This window comes from Bradyrhizobium sp. 1200_D9_N1_1 (assembly GCF_052075915.1).
GTDB lineage: Bacteria > Pseudomonadota > Alphaproteobacteria > Rhizobiales > Xanthobacteraceae > Bradyrhizobium > Bradyrhizobium diazoefficiens.
On sequence record NZ_CP197226.1, the window covers coordinates 467305 to 480744 of the forward strand.

13 protein-coding genes are annotated in these 13440 nt (G+C 66.5%); 8 read left to right on the plus strand and 5 right to left on the minus strand.

Going from position 1 to position 13440, the window contains the following annotated elements; translation table 11 throughout:
• The first annotated feature begins 8 nt into the window (after positions 1 to 8).
• The gene (locus AB5K84_RS02255) at positions 9 to 794 is read left to right on the plus strand and encodes an ABC transporter ATP-binding protein (protein ID WP_051000230.1); all 786 of its coding nucleotides are present in this window, start codon (positions 9 to 11) and stop codon (positions 792 to 794) included.
• Positions 791 to 1666: an ABC transporter permease gene (locus AB5K84_RS02260; protein ID WP_011083243.1), complete on the plus strand. Its 876-nt coding sequence runs from the start codon at positions 791 to 793 to the stop codon at positions 1664 to 1666. The genes AB5K84_RS02255 and AB5K84_RS02260 overlap by 4 nt, the downstream gene beginning before the upstream one ends.
• A gap of 21 nt (positions 1667 to 1687) precedes the next feature.
• Here AB5K84_RS02260 and AB5K84_RS02265 read toward each other — a convergent pair whose 3' ends face one another.
• Entirely contained in the window at positions 1688 to 2581 is an 894-nt protein-coding gene (locus AB5K84_RS02265; protein ID WP_011083242.1) for a LysR family transcriptional regulator, read from the minus strand.
• Between the two features lie 117 nt (positions 2582 to 2698).
• On the opposite strand from AB5K84_RS02265, the gene AB5K84_RS02270 reads away from it, so the two are divergent.
• Together AB5K84_RS02270 and AB5K84_RS02275 are read left to right on the plus strand one after the other, a co-directional pair.
• Positions 2699 to 4339, plus strand: coding sequence for an FAD-dependent oxidoreductase (locus AB5K84_RS02270; RefSeq protein WP_038965042.1), 1641 nt, complete (start codon positions 2699 to 2701; stop codon positions 4337 to 4339).
• Positions 4340 to 4418: 79 nt separating this feature from the next.
• A complete protein-coding gene (locus AB5K84_RS02275) occupies positions 4419 to 5399 on the plus strand; it encodes a Bug family tripartite tricarboxylate transporter substrate binding protein (RefSeq protein WP_038965041.1) in 981 nt (326 codons plus the stop codon).
• A 78-nt stretch (positions 5400 to 5477) separates the two neighbouring features.
• Here AB5K84_RS02275 and AB5K84_RS02280 read toward each other — a convergent pair whose 3' ends face one another.
• The gene (locus AB5K84_RS02280) at positions 5478 to 6581 is read right to left on the minus strand and encodes a Bug family tripartite tricarboxylate transporter substrate binding protein (protein ID WP_011083239.1); all 1104 of its coding nucleotides are present in this window, start codon (positions 6579 to 6581) and stop codon (positions 5478 to 5480) included.
• Between the two features lie 397 nt (positions 6582 to 6978).
• Between AB5K84_RS02280 and AB5K84_RS02285 the strand changes: the two genes are divergently transcribed.
• Both AB5K84_RS02285 and AB5K84_RS02290 read left to right on the plus strand, forming a co-directional pair.
• Positions 6979 to 8250: a DUF2157 domain-containing protein gene (locus tag AB5K84_RS02285; protein ID WP_011083238.1), complete on the plus strand. Its 1272-nt coding sequence runs from the start codon at positions 6979 to 6981 to the stop codon at positions 8248 to 8250.
• Positions 8247 to 8852 carry a GDYXXLXY domain-containing protein gene (locus AB5K84_RS02290; RefSeq protein ID WP_011083237.1) on the plus strand — a complete coding sequence of 202 codons (606 nt, stop codon included), beginning with the start codon at positions 8247 to 8249 and terminating at the stop codon, positions 8850 to 8852. The genes AB5K84_RS02285 and AB5K84_RS02290 overlap by 4 nt, the downstream gene beginning before the upstream one ends.
• A gap of 104 nt (positions 8853 to 8956) precedes the next feature.
• On the opposite strand, the gene AB5K84_RS02295 is transcribed toward AB5K84_RS02290, so the two are convergent.
• Positions 8957 to 10315, minus strand: coding sequence for an aminotransferase-like domain-containing protein (locus AB5K84_RS02295; RefSeq protein ID WP_051000229.1), 1359 nt, complete (start codon positions 10313 to 10315; stop codon positions 8957 to 8959).
• Positions 10316 to 10477: 162 nt separating this feature from the next.
• On the opposite strand from AB5K84_RS02295, the gene AB5K84_RS02300 reads away from it, so the two are divergent.
• On the plus strand, positions 10478 to 11338 hold the full coding sequence (locus AB5K84_RS02300; protein ID WP_011083235.1) for a DMT family transporter: 861 nt from the start codon (positions 10478 to 10480) through the stop codon (positions 11336 to 11338).
• A gap of 173 nt (positions 11339 to 11511) precedes the next feature.
• On the opposite strand, the gene AB5K84_RS02305 is transcribed toward AB5K84_RS02300, so the two are convergent.
• Complete coding sequence (locus AB5K84_RS02305) at positions 11512 to 12720, minus strand: EAL domain-containing response regulator (RefSeq protein WP_011083234.1); 1209 nt, start codon at positions 12718 to 12720, stop codon at positions 11512 to 11514.
• A 52-nt stretch (positions 12721 to 12772) separates the two neighbouring features.
• On the opposite strand from AB5K84_RS02305, the gene AB5K84_RS02310 reads away from it, so the two are divergent.
• Positions 12773 to 12991 (plus strand): hypothetical protein, encoded by a 219-nt coding sequence (locus tag AB5K84_RS02310; protein WP_133414997.1) that lies wholly within the window; start codon positions 12773 to 12775, stop codon positions 12989 to 12991.
• A gap of 12 nt (positions 12992 to 13003) precedes the next feature.
• Here AB5K84_RS02310 and AB5K84_RS02315 read toward each other — a convergent pair whose 3' ends face one another.
• Positions 13004 to 13429: a hypothetical protein gene (locus AB5K84_RS02315; RefSeq protein ID WP_162494187.1), complete on the minus strand. Its 426-nt coding sequence runs from the start codon at positions 13427 to 13429 to the stop codon at positions 13004 to 13006.
• Positions 13430 to 13440: the final 11 nt, after the last annotated feature.

Consider the following 13440-nt stretch of genomic DNA (forward strand, 5'->3'; position numbering starts at 1 on the left):
CGCCTGAGATGCGGCGCATCGACGTGCGCGGATTGTGCAAGACTTTCCAGCTGGCGGGCACCGCCATCGAGGCGGTGCGCGACGTCTCCTTCAATGTCCGGCGCGGCGAATTCGTCGCCCTGCTCGGGCCATCCGGCTCCGGCAAGAGCACCGTCCTCAACATGATAGCGACACTGGTCAAGCCGACCAGCGGTCAGATTCTGATCGACGGAACGCCTGTTGTCCCCGGACGGGCGGCGTCTGACGTCGGCTACGTGTTCCAGCGCGATACGCTGTTTCCCTGGCGGACAGTCGCCGACAACATCGGCTACGGCCTGGAGCTGGCGGGCGTCCCGGTGGCGGAGCGAAAGGAGCGTGTCCGTGCCTGCCTGGTGCAGGCCGGGCTGGAGGGCTTTGGCAACGCCTACCCTTCTGCATTGTCCGGCGGCATGCGCCAGCGCGCCGCTTTGATGCGAACGCTGGTCGTTGAGCCGCAGGTCCTGCTGATGGACGAGCCGTTCGGCGCGCTCGACACCCACACCAAGATCGACATGCACGACGTGCTGCTTCGCATCTGGGAACGCGAGCAGCAGACCGTGCTGTTCGTGACCCATGATCTCGGCGAAGCCCTGACGCTGGCAGACCGCATCATTCTGTTCTCCGCGCGGCCCGGCCGGATCAAGGAGAGTTTCGATGTGGATTTTGCCCGCCCACGCAATGCGGTGAAGATCCGGGAGACGCCGCGTTATGCCGAGCTGTTCCAGCTGATCTGGCACTCGCTCGGCGAAGAGTTCATCAAGGGCCGCAAGCCATGAGACGCGCGCGCAACGCCGGCAGGACCCTGGCCTGGCAAATGGCGATCTGCGCCTGCTTCCTGTCGATCTGGCAATGGGGTTACGATCTGCACGGCCGGCTTCCCTGGCTGGTGCCTGATCTGCTCGACCCCTACTTCGTGTCAAGACCCTCGGACATCTTCGAGCATTTCCTGATCCTGAGCTGTCTCAAGTCCAAGCTCGGCGTGTTCAACGGCTGGTTCAATGGCGAATTCGCCCGCTGCATGGCGCGATCCGAGAACAATCTCTGGATCGCGACCGCCGTCACCCTGAAGAACACCTTCTTCGGCTTCGCGACCGGCGTCAGCAGCGGCTTTGCCGCGGGCCTCGTGCTGGGCCGCTCGGACCGACTGAGCGCCATTTTCCAGCCTTTCATCACCGCGGTGAATTCGATCCCGCGCATCGCGCTGGCCCCGATCATCGTGCTGGCCTTCGGCATCGGCGATACCTCGAAGGTCGTGACGTCGTGGATCGTGGTCGTCTTCCTCGTCTTCTTCAACACGTTCGAGGGGGCGCGCTCGATCGACGAGGGCTTTGTCAACGCGGCGCGGCTGCTCGGCGCCAGCGAGTGGCAGATCACCCGCACGGTGGTCATCCCATCGACCATGGCCTGGGTCTTCGCCTCGCTGACGCCTGCGATCTCCTTCGCCCTGATCGGCGTGATCGTCGGCGAGTTCATCGGCGCGGAACGCGGAATCGGACGCCTGATCATCGAGTCCGAAGCGCGCGCGGAGGCCTCGGGCATGATGGTCGCCGTCATCGTGCTGATGCTGGTCGGCGTTGCGCTGTCCGCGCTGATCTGGCGATTGCAGGCCTATCTGCTGCGCTGGCAGCAGCACAATCTGGCGGAGTAGCCCGAGCAGGGGCTACATTGATTACGGACCCGCCAGCACCGTCCGCGCCATCGCCACGAACGCCTGCGCCGCCGGCGACAGCGTCCGGCCCTGACGCTGCAGCAGCGACACCGGCCGGGTGATGGCCGGGCGGATCAGAGGTCTTGCGATCAGCGTCGGGAACTGATCGGCCGGCAGCATCGTCGCGGGAAGAATGGCGAGGCCGAGGCCCTGCGCGGTCATGGCGAGCGCGGTGTTGATCAGCGTCACCTCATAGGTTGGATTGAGGTGCTTGCCCTGCGCGCCAAGCGCCTGATCGATCTGCATGCGGATCCGCGTCTCGCGCCGCATCGCGATCGTCGGGAGCTGTGCCAGTTCGTCCCATGTCAGCGCGCGCCGCGCGGCGAAGTCGGCTGTGCTCCGGCCGATCGCGCTCAGGCGTCCGCGGGTCAGCGTCTCGATCGTCATCTCCGCGAATTCACCTTCCACGCTGCCGATGGCGAACTCCGCGTCGGTTGCGATCAGGCGCGGAACGAGATCGTCGGCGGCGACATCCCGCATGTCGATCTCGATGTCGGGATGGGCCGCACGGAATTTCGCCAGCACCAGGGGCAGCAGCGCCGAGGCGGCGCCGGCCGATGCCAGAAACGCGACGCGGCCGGCGCGCGCTTGCGCGAGGTCGCGCATGCGCCGTGACAGGCCCAGCGCATCGCCCAGCATCCGTTCGGCGGAATGAAACGCCTCGTCGGCCGCCAAGGTCGGCTGCACCGATCGCGTGGAGCGATCGAACAGTTTGACGCCGAGCTGGGTTTCGAGCTGCTGGATCAACAGGCTAGCCGCCGACTGCGTGATCCCGAGCTCGCGCGCGGCCCGCGTGATGCTGCGGGTGCGATAGACGCCGGTGAAGGCCCGCAATTGGCGCAAGGTGACATTCATAGGCAGGGCTCATGAATTGATGAGTTCTTTCTGGCTTATCTCATAAGCGAGCCTGCAATAAAATGCATGCCGCGCGGTCGGAGAATCCGCCGTACGGCAAGGGGAGCGGAGACGAGCATGAGGACACAGGTGCTGGTCGTGGGCGCCGGGCCCGTGGGACTGACCGCGGCGATGGATCTGGCCTCGCGCGGGATCGACGTCGTCGTCGCGGAGATCCGCCATGCCGGCGATCCGCCCAGCGTCAAATGCAATCACGTCTCGGCGCGCTCGATGGAAGTCTTCCGCCGGCTCGGCGTCGCCGCAAAGCTGCGCGACGCAGGCCTGCCGGCGGACTTCCCGAACGATTGCTCCTATCGGACCACGGCGACCGGCATCGAGCTGTGCCGCATCGACATTCCCTCCCGCGCGCGCCGTTACAGCGCAACCGGCGGTCCCGACACCTGGTGGCCGACGCCCGAGCCGCCGCACCGGATCAACCAGGTCTACCTCGAGCCGATCCTGTTCAGCCATGCGGCCGCTCAAGCGCGCATCACCATTCTGGCGCGCACGGAAATCACTGACATCGAACAGGGCGACGACCATGTGGTCGCACTGGCGCGCGACCTCGACAGCGGGAGCTCGCTTCGCATCGAAGCGTCCTTCGTGATCGGCTGTGACGGCAGCCGTTCCCTGGTTCGCAAATCGATCGGCGCGAGCCTCTCCGGCACGCCGGTGATCCAGCGCGTGCAATCGACCTTCATCGAAGCCCCGCAGCTCAAGGAGCTGATGGGCGCGCACAAGCCGGCCTGGATGGTGCTCTCGCTCAACCCGCGACGCTCGGGCACGACGGTTGCGATCGACGGCCACGACCGCTGGCTGATCCACAATCATCTGAAGCCCGACGAGCCCGAGTTCGATTCGGTCGATCGCGACTGGGCGATCCGCGCCATCCTCGGCGTCGACGAGCGCTTCGAATACCGCGTCCTCAGCAAGGAAGATTGGGTCGGGCGTCGCCTCGTGGCCGATCGCTTCCGCGACCGCAGGGTCTTCATCTGTGGCGACGCCGCGCATCTGTGGATGCCCTATGCCGGTTACGGCATGAATGCGGGCATTGCCGACGCTGTCGATCTCTGCTGGCAATTGGCGGCGCATCTGAACGGCTGGGCGCCGGCTTCGATCCTCGACGCATATGAAGCGGAGCGTCAGCCCATCACCGAGCAGGTGTCGCGCTTCGCGATGGACCACGCGATGAAGATGATGGCGCAGCGCGGCGGCGTGTCCGCGGAGATCGAGGACGACACGCCGCGCGGCCAGGCGGCGCGCGCAACGCTGGCCAGGGCGGCCTGCGATCTCAACGTGCAGCAATATTGCTGCGCGGGTCTCAATTTCGGCTACTACTACGATGCCTCGCCGATCATTGCCTATGACGGCGAAACGCCGCCGGCTTACGCGATGGGCAGCTTCACGCCCTCCACTGTGCCGGGCGCCCGCGCGCCGCATCTGTTCCTGCGCGACGGACGATCGCTCTACGATGCATTCGGAGCCGGCTACACATTGTTGCGGTTCGACCCGGCGATCGACGTGGCGCGGCTGCAATCCGCCGCAAGGGAGCGCGGCATCCCGCTCGCGCTGGTCGACATCGCGCCCGATGAGGCGAACGGCACCTATGCCGAGAAGCTGGTGCTGGCGCGGCCCGACCAGCACATCGCCTGGCGCGGGCAGGTCGCGCCCGCGGATCCACAAGGCTTGCTGGCGCGCATCACCGGCGCTGCAGCGTAAGGCAACTTGAAGCGGACGGTCTGGCGGCGCAGGCGGCCCGGTCGTGGTTCACAAACAAGAACGTACCGAGGAGGGGAACGTGTTTCACGTTGCAAGGCGCCGCATTCTGGCCGTGCTGACGGTCGCGACTTTCGCCGTGCTGCCGCTGACGGCGGGCAAAGCCGCCTATCCGGAGCAATTGATCAAGATCATCGTGACCTTCCCGCCCGGCGGCAGCGCCGACACCGTGATCCGTGCGCTCGAGCCGCTCGTCACCGCCGAGCTCAAGCAGAGCCTGGTGATCGAGAACCGCGCCGGCGCCGGCGGCAACATCGGCATGGCCGCGGTCGCGCAGGCCAAGCCCGACGGCTACACGCTCGGCGTCGCGCCGGCGGGCGCGCTGACGGTGAACCCGCATCTCAATTCGTCGATGCCGTTCGAGCTGAAGGATCTCGCGCCGATCACGCTGCTTGCGGAAATTCCCTTCGTGCTCGTCGCCTCCGCGAACATACCTGCGCACACGACGGCGGAGACGGTCGCGCTCGCCAAGGCAAAGCCGGGTGCGCTGTCGATCGGACATGGCGGCAATTCGACGGCCATGCATCTGACGGCCGCGCTGTTTACGCAGAGGACCGGGATCGCCATGGAGCTGGTCCCGTATCGCGGGACCGCGCCCGCGACGGTCGACGTCCTCGCAGGACATGTCCCCTTTGCTGTGCTGGATATTCCCGCATCGAAGCAACTGATCCTCGAAGGGAAGCTCAACGCGATCGGCGTCTCCTCAGCGCGCCGCCTTGCATCCCTACCGGATGTGCCGACGCTGGCCGAGAGCGGCATTGCGGGTTTCGAATCCGTCGGCTGGTTCGGGCTGGTTGCGCCGGCCGGCACGCCCGCCGACATCGTCGCCAGGCTGAACGAGGCTTTCACGAAAGCCCTGAAGGACCCGTCCGTGGCCGAGAAGATCAGGACCCTCGGCGCAGAGCCCGCGCCAATGTCGCCGGAGCAGTTCGGTCGCTTCATTCAAAGCGAAAGCGCGAAATGGGGCAAGCTCATCAGCGAAGCCGGTATCAAGGCGAACTAGAACTGGCGTCACGATCGGTCGGCGCCACGCCGACGGCCGCTCCCTCGAGTGTGCGATGCCCGCAACCGTGCGCCTGAGCTAATGCGCGGCGATGCCCGCGCTCTCGATCACCCGCTTGTAGCGTGCGGTCTCCTCGACGATGAACGGTCCCATCTCGGCCGACCCCTTGTCGGCAATCGACACTTGGCCGTTGGTGGCGAGGTCCGCGACGATGCCGGGGTCGGCGAGCACCGCGGCCAGCGCCTCAGAGAGCTTGCCCACGATTCTCGGGTCGGTCCCGGCCGGGACCGAGACCCAGGTCGAACCGACACTGACGGCGTCCGGGTAGCCGGCCTCGAGCACCGTCGGCGCGTCGGGCAACGCGGCCAGCCGCGCCGTGCCGGTGGTGCCGAGCACCTTGACCTTGCCGGTGTCGATCAGCGGCCTGAGCACGGTGAGGTAGTCGAAGGAGACGTCCAGGATGCCCGACATCATGTCGGTCATCTGGCTCGAGCCCGACTTGTAGGGCACATGGGTCAGCTTGATGCCGGCGGCCGCCTGGAACATCTCGCCGGCGAGGTGCTGGGCGGTGCCGGGGCCGGGGGACCCGAAGTTGACCTTGCCCGGGTTGGTCTTCGCGTAGGCGACGAACTCAGCCAGCGTGCTGTAGGGCGCTGCCGAGGTTGCGACGAGGATCTGGTTTGCCGAGCTCACGCCGCGGACATGGATATAGCTCTTGAGCGGGTCGTAGTTGAACTTCGCCAGCCCCAGGTTCGGCTGGATCGTCATAGGCCCGCCGGAGGCGTAGAGCACGGTGTAGCCGTCGGGTTGGGCCCGGGCAACGAACTCTGTCCCGATGGTCCCGCCAGCGCCGGGTCGGTTCTCCACCACCACCGGCTGCCCAAGCCGCGTCCGCAGCAGCTCCGCGATCTTGCGCGAGACGAGGTCGGTGACGCCGCCAGCCCCGAACGGCACCACCCAGGTGATCGCGCGGTTCGGCCAGGATTCCGCGGCCGTCTGGGCCCCCGCGGCGCCGGCCTGGAGCGCCAGCGTCGTCGCGGCGACGAGACACAGGAGCGCTCTCCTCACCGTCCCGACGGGGCGACCGCTCAGGCCGCTGCGCGCGCCGGTCTGCTCGACCGCGTTGTTGATCACCTGTCGCGAGGTCTGATGATAGCCGCGCTGCTGCGCCAAGAATTCCATGGATGCAGTCCCCCCGTTGCAGCGTGGCCGTTTACGGCCATGTTGACCGAAGGCTACAGCCTTGAGTCTCTTCAAACCATTGGCGCAGTCCGAGCATCTCTTTTGCAGAATATGAAAAGATAGATCGCCTTCAGGCTATGGGACCGTTTGTCAGCACCGTCCGCGAGGGCAGCTTCCTGGCGCATCGGCCGCGATCTGTCGCCGGCCGCACGCGCGCTCCAGCGCGGCATTCTCGCGGGTGCGCAGGCGATCCGCGAACGGAGCCTTGTCGGCTGACTGCGCAGCAATCCACAACCCGGTGTGCCGCAACCGCAGCAGTGACGGGTTGAACCTGCTACCGTCGCGGCCCGACCAACAGCAGCCCGCCGGCCGGCTGGGAGCGAGGTGATTCACGACGATGTTCGACAAAACCTACCGGCAGCGCCTCGAAGCTGATCTGGCGCAATGGGAAGCGGACGGCGTGATCGCGCCGGCGGCCGCCGTCTCGATCCGCAATGCGCTGCCGCCGTTGTCGCCCGGCGTCAACATCGCGGTGGTCGTCGGCATCGTTGGCGGCCTGTTGATCGCAGCCGCTTTCCTCGCCTTCGTCGCGGCGCACTGGACGGAGATCGCGCGGCTGTTGCGGTTCGGAATCCTGATTGCCGGCATGGTTGTCGCAGGGGGCCTTGGGGCGTGGTTCGCGGCGAAGCGGCGCACGATTCTTGCCGATCTCTGCGCGAGCATCGGCGCGGTCATCTTTGGCGCGGGTATTGCCCTGGTCGGTCAGATGTACCATCTCGGCGAGGATTTTGCCGGCGGCATGCTGCTGTGGTCGATCGGCGCGTTCGCAGCGGCGCTGCTGACCGAATCGCGCGGCGCGCTTGCGGTCGCCCTCGTGGCCGCCTGCATCTGGACCTGCATGCGGACTTACGACGCGCCGGATGCGCTGCATCTTCCGTTCGTGGCGGTGTGGCTCCTCGCCGCCGCTCTTGCGCTTGCGTGGAATTCCCGCGTCGCGGCCCACCTCGTCGCGATCGCGGCGCTGCCGTGGTGGATAGCGACGTCGCTTCGCTTCGAATTCGATGGTGCTCAGCCGTCATTCGTGCTCGCGAACGGTGCCGCCTTGCTGTTCGGCGCCGGGCTCGCGATCGCCGCAGCGCCGTCGCCGAGAGCGCTTCGTCTCGGGACCGTTCTATCGATTTACGGGGCGTTTTCGCTGGCCGTGGTCGCTTTCCTGGAGGTGACGACGGTCGACGATATCATCCGCTTTCGGACCGGCAGTGCGCCAGCCCAGCCGCTTTGGGTGATCCTGTGCGGGGCCGCGGGTGTGATCCTCGCTCTCGCGTCCGCCGGGATCACCAAGCGCGCGGGTGAGATCCTTGCAGGATGTTCAATCGGGCTCGCCCTGCTCGCAGCTCCGCTGTGGCCGGTATCCACCGCCGGAGAGCCCTGGTTCGCCTACGCTGCGCTGCTCTGCGCCATGCTCAGCCTCGTCGTCTCCGGCATGCTCGATGATGTGCGTCCGCGGATCGTGGCCGGCTGGCTCGGGATCGCCGGCGTCATCGCGGGCATCACCTGGGCGGTGAAGGGTTCGCTGCTGCGCCGCTCGGCCTTCCTTGCGGCGGCCGGCGTCGTTGCCGTCGCATTTGCAACCGCGCTCAATCGCGCACTGCCGAGGGCGGGGCGATGATGGAACTGGTCGCTTCCGTCATCAGGCTCTGGCAGCGCATCCCGAAAGCTGTGCTGTTCGGTGTCGCCGTCCTGGTCCAATGCGTGCTGCTGGTCCTGATGGTCGCCGATCGCATGCAGATCCTGCGCGAAGGCCGTGAGGTGACCTTGCAGACGCAGCCGGTCGATCCCCGCGATCTCTTGCGCGGCGACTATGTCGTGCTCCGCTACGACATCTCGCAACTGCCGGCCGGCGCGCTCGCCGGCAAGCCGGCCGGAGAGCGCAATTCCGTCGTGTTCGTCAAGCTGGCGCCCAATGTCAACGGGCTTTACGAGGCCGTCTCGGTTCACGCCGAGCCTGTCGCGGTTACGGCGCCCGAAGTGCTGATCCGCGGCCGTGTCCCCTATTCCTGCGGTTCGCCCGGCCGCACCTTCTGCGACAAGCTCACAATCAAATACGGTCTCGAAAGTTATTTCGTGCCCGAAGGCGAGGGCAAGAAGCTCGAGCAGGCCCGCAACCAGCAGAAGCTGCGGGTCGTCGCCGCCGTGCTGCCCTCAGGCCGCGCCGCGATCAAGCGCCTGCTGCTCGACGGCGAGCCGGTGTACGAGGAGCCGTTGTACTAAGACCCGATGAGATGAGACTCGCCTGCTCCCCCAACGGAGGGAACGAGAGAGCATCGCTGTCGGCCGAACTCGGCTCGACCTCAAACCAGCGTCCTAGGCGCCGATCATTTGGCCTTCAACGCTCGTCGCATCACGTCCCACATCCGCGGATCGCTCATCTGCGCCACGTTGAACCGCATGAAGCGCGATGCCGTCTGCGACACGCTGAACACGTTGCCCGGTGCGAGCACGATATCCTCTTCGAGTGCCGCGCGCGCAACGGACGTAGCATCCTGTCCGCCCGTGAGACGGCACCAGAGGAAGAAGCCGCCGCTCGGCATCAGCCAGGGCTCGATGCCGAGCGCCTGAAGCTTGCGTGCCACCTCGCGCCTGGCGCGCGTGAGCCTTTGCCTGAGCTCGTCCATGTGCTTGCGATAGCTGCCGCCGGCCAACACCCTGGCGATGATGTCGGTCGCGACCGGGCTCGGGCCGCCAAAACTGGTTGCGACCTGGAGATCGACGAGATGCTCGATCCAGTCGGCGCGCCCTGCGATGTAGCCGCAGCGCACCGAGGCCGACAGCGTCTTGGAGAAGCTGCCGATGCGGATCACGCGATTGAGGCCGTCGAGTGCGGCCAGGCGCGGCGAGCGCTCCGGCTCGAAGTCGCCAAAAATGTCGTCCTCGACGATGGTGAGGTCGTGCGCCGCGGACGCGGTCAACAGCCGGTGTGCGGTCTGGAGCGAGAGCGTCGCGCCGGTCGGATTGTGCAGCGCTGAATTGGTGATGTAGAGCCGTGGCCGCTCGCCGACGAGAATCTGCTCGAAGCGCGCGACATCCGGACCCGACGGCGTGTAGGGAACGCTGACGATCCTGGCCTGATGCGCTCGCAGCAGCGCGCGAAAATTGAAGTAGCACGGATCGTCCACCAACACGGTGTCGCCGGGACGGAGCAGGAAGCGGCAGATCAAGTCGGTTGCCTGCGTGCCTGAACCCGTCAGCATCAACTGGTCGGCCGAAGCCTCGATTGCGTCTTCCGCGAGCCGCGTCAGCAGCAGCCGGCGCAGGGCGAGGGAGCCGGATGTCGAACCGTAATTGGTCAATACGCTCGCATCCGTGCGGGCGAGCGCGCGAGCGGCGCGGCGCAAGGCCTCTTCCGGCATCCACTCCGGCGGCAGCCAGCCGCAGCCGGGTTTGAGCACGCTTTCGTCGGCATCGAGCGATTGCCGCGAAACCCAGAACGGATCGACCTCCCGGTCGCGGCGCGGCTCGACCTCGGTCAACGCAAGGGGCGGCGTGACGGTCGGCGAGACGTAGAAGCCGGAGCCACGACGGGGGCGGATCAGGCCTTCGGCGGCGAGGCGATCATAGGCCTCGACGACGGTGGAGGGCGAAACACCCATCGTCGCGGCAAGGCTGCGGATCGACGGCAGGCGGTCGCCGGCACCGAGCGCGCGGCCCGCGACCTTGGCGCGGATCGCGCTCATCACATCAACGGTCCGGGTGCCGCCCCGGCCTTTCGTCAGCGCCCCGCTGTCCAAGGTGTACTGCCTTCCATACCCATACAGTTTGGCCGGATTGTACTGGATTGTGGCTGTTCTTGCCACCGGTGAAGGCCGAGTATCGCCGCCCAAGAAGACGAGGCGGACATGCAATCGGCGGGCAGCGGCTGGGGCAACGGGCTTCTCGGCGTCATCATCTTCAGCGGCTCGCTGCCGGCGACGCGCGTGGCGGTCGGCGGCTTCTCCGCGCTGTTCCTGACGTCGGCGCGCGCGGTCATCGCCGCGCTGATAGGCGCGGCCGTGCTCGGCCTGCTCCGTCAGGCGCGGCCGCAGCGAAAGGATCTCGCCTCGCTCGCCATCGTCTCGATCGGCGTGGTGGTCGGCTTCCCCCTGCTGACGGCGCTTGCGCTCCAGCACATCACCTCCGCGCATTCGATCGTGTTCATCGGCCTCTTACCGCTCTCGACCGCGATCTTCGCCGTGCTGCGCGGCGGCGAGCGGCCAAGACCGCTGTTCTGGCTGTTCGCGATCCTCGGCAGCGCCACGGTGGGCGGCTTTGCTCTCTCCAACGACGGCTCGGCGTCACTCGCCGGCGATCTGCTGATGGTCGCCGCGATCGTGCTGTGCGGGCTCGGCTATGCCGAAGGCGCCGCTTTGTCGCGCCGCCTCGGCGGCTGGCAGGTGATCTCCTGGGCGCTGCTGCTTGCGGTGCCGCTGATGGTGCCGGTCGCGATCCTGACCTGGCCGTCGACATGGAGCGGCGTCGGTGCGCCGGCCTGGATCGGGCTCGCCTACGTCTCGATCTTCAGCATGTTCGTCGGCTTCATCTTCTGGTACCGCGGCCTTGCGATCGGCGGCATCGCGCGCGTCGGTCAGTTGCAGCAGCTCCAGCCGTTCTTCGGTCTCGCGCTTGCCGGCCTCCTGCTGCATGAGCCGGTCGCATGGGGCATGATCGCCGCGACCGCGCTCGTCGTCGTCTGCGTCTTCTTCGCGCGGCGGTTTGCCTGACGACAGCCCATTGCCGCAGCCGACGGATGTTCGCGCGGAAACAGCGTAGTTCTCCGAATTGCCTTGCATCACGGCGAACGCGCGCGGGATCACGACACCCGCGCGTGGCACGCCGGAAGCGCTTCGAAGCAATCGACAGTGCACGCTTGCGAGCGCGATCGCCGCGAACGCGCTCACTCCATCACCGTCTTCGTCAGCGTCGAACGGGCAAACTTCTTCAGCGGCATCGGCTTGCCGAACAGAAAGCCCTGCACGAAGTCGAAGCCGAGCTCGTTTGCGGCGACGAGGTCGGCGCGGCTCTCGACGCCTTCGGCGATCGCGCACGCACCGTAGCCCTGCGCAAGCTCGACGATGTGGCGGCACACCGTGCGCTTGAGGCGGTCATTGCCGCTGCCGGTGACGAAGTGCCGGTCGGCCTTCAGCTTGATGAAGGGGAGCCTGTCCCGGTCCATCAGCGACGGCCAGTTGGCGCCGAGATTGTCGATCGACAGGCCGATATTGTGCAGGCGCACTTCCCGCGCCACCTCGGCGAGGTGATCGAGGTCGCGGATCGCCTCCTCGCTGTCGATCTCGATCGTCAGTCCGCCGAAGGCCGGATGCGTCGGCACGCGCCGGCAGAGATCGCGCACGGCCTGCGGCTCCTTCAGATACGAGGCCGGCAGGTTGATCGAGAGATCGACCGGGCTCTGGTGCTCCAGCAGATAGTGCCAGTCCTGCACGGCGCGCCCGATCACGAAATCGGACAGGTCGCGCAGATGCGGATCGTGCGCCTCGGGGATGAAATAGGCGGGCGGCACCACGCCCCAGGTCGGATGGCGGATCCGCACCAGTGCCTCGGCGCCGTTGCGGATCAGCGTCCTCGCGTCGATCTTGGGCTGATACCAGAGCTCGAGCCAGCCGGCATGCAGGGCCTCGCCGACATGCACGGCCGGGCTCGGCGCCGGCTCCTCCGGCAGCAGCATCGCGACGCGCTCGCGCAGCGTCTCGGCGGCAAAGGGCGTGGTCAGCGGCGGCAGCATCGCAAGGCCATATTCCTCGCCGACCTGCTGCACGGCCCTGACGATGATCGACTCGCGGGCGCCGACGGCGAGAACCTTGCCGTCGAATGCCTCGCGAACCAGCGTCTGCAGAAATGTCCCGGGCTCGATGCCGTCGGCGGCGATTCCGAGCAGGATCAGATCCGGCAGCTCGCGCGTCAGTACGGTTTGCAGCTCCTCCGCGCTGGCGCATTCGGTCGTGACGAAGCCGAGATCCTCCAGCACCTCGGCGAGGAAAGCACGCAGATGGCGCTTGCCGTCGGCGACGCAAGCGCGCGGCGTTACCTTTCGCCGTCCGAAGGTTCTGGGCCTTCCGCCGGCGAGTTCTACAATTTGATCGTTCATCGCAAACCACTCCCGTTCCGCGACGGTGTTAGCGATGGGAGCAGTTTCAAATATGGAGGGCTTCAGTCGATTGTCGGATTATCTGGGTAACGTTAAAGCCCTCATCATTCCTAAAATTGTTCGGATCTTCTTCGAAGAGTCTTTACGTCTGACCGTGCGTGACGGGCGCATGACACGGTCATCGCGAGAGATTTTTGAAAGATGCGGCCGCTGCGAGATCAAGACCGGTGTCCTGCAATTGGACGAAGCCGTTCGCGTGTCGCCCAATTGAATAACGCTCGCCTCAATTGGCTGTGGCTTTGTCGTGCTGAGCCATCCCGACCGCCTTGTAGTCATAGGTCGGATAGAACTCGGTGCGGTACGAGCCCCACGCGGTATCCTCGATGACGCGATTGACCTCGCGCAGCCGCGAAGCCGGCAGGCGCAGCGTGATCACCTGGCCGATGCCCATCATCACGTACCAGCTCACGACCTCGATTCCGGGCGGCGGAAACGCTTTGTGGAATCCCTGCCTATCGAGCTGCGCATTCAGCTCGTTGAGCGGGCGGGACTGGTCGTGCTTGAAGAAGACGGTGAGCAGCACGGCGTTGTCGGCGGTCGGCGCGGCATTGCCTTGCGGCGGCGACGTCTGTGCCATCGTCGTCGATGTGAGCGCCAGCGCGCCCGCAAGCAGGACCGCCATCGTCAATGTCCGTCGGTTCGATCTCATCGCGGATTCCT

What these genes read in the sequence shown, in the direction of transcription:
- AB5K84_RS02260 (WP_011083243.1), top strand. Translation starts at nt 791, where the DNA reads ATGAGACGCGCGCGCAACGCCGGCAGGACCCTGGCCTGGCAAATGGCG.
- AB5K84_RS02255 (WP_051000230.1), top strand. Translation starts at nt 9, where the DNA reads ATGCGGCGCATCGACGTGCGCGGATTGTGCAAGACTTTCCAGCTGGCG.
- AB5K84_RS02280 (WP_011083239.1), bottom strand. Translation starts at nt 6,581, where the DNA reads ATGGAATTCTTGGCGCAGCAGCGCGGCTATCATCAGACCTCGCGACAG.
- AB5K84_RS02315 (WP_162494187.1), bottom strand. Translation starts at nt 13,429, where the DNA reads ATGAGATCGAACCGACGGACATTGACGATGGCGGTCCTGCTTGCGGGC.
- AB5K84_RS02270 (WP_038965042.1), top strand. Translation starts at nt 2,699, where the DNA reads ATGAGGACACAGGTGCTGGTCGTGGGCGCCGGGCCCGTGGGACTGACC.
- AB5K84_RS02265 (WP_011083242.1), bottom strand. Translation starts at nt 2,581, where the DNA reads ATGAATGTCACCTTGCGCCAATTGCGGGCCTTCACCGGCGTCTATCGC.
- AB5K84_RS02300 (WP_011083235.1), top strand. Translation starts at nt 10,478, where the DNA reads ATGCAATCGGCGGGCAGCGGCTGGGGCAACGGGCTTCTCGGCGTCATC.
- AB5K84_RS02310 (WP_133414997.1), top strand. Translation starts at nt 12,773, where the DNA reads ATGGAGGGCTTCAGTCGATTGTCGGATTATCTGGGTAACGTTAAAGCC.
- AB5K84_RS02290 (WP_011083237.1), top strand. Translation starts at nt 8,247, where the DNA reads ATGATGGAACTGGTCGCTTCCGTCATCAGGCTCTGGCAGCGCATCCCG.
- AB5K84_RS02305 (WP_011083234.1), bottom strand. Translation starts at nt 12,720, where the DNA reads ATGAACGATCAAATTGTAGAACTCGCCGGCGGAAGGCCCAGAACCTTC.
- AB5K84_RS02295 (WP_051000229.1), bottom strand. Translation starts at nt 10,315, where the DNA reads ATGAGCGCGATCCGCGCCAAGGTCGCGGGCCGCGCGCTCGGTGCCGGC.
- AB5K84_RS02285 (WP_011083238.1), top strand. Translation starts at nt 6,979, where the DNA reads ATGTTCGACAAAACCTACCGGCAGCGCCTCGAAGCTGATCTGGCGCAA.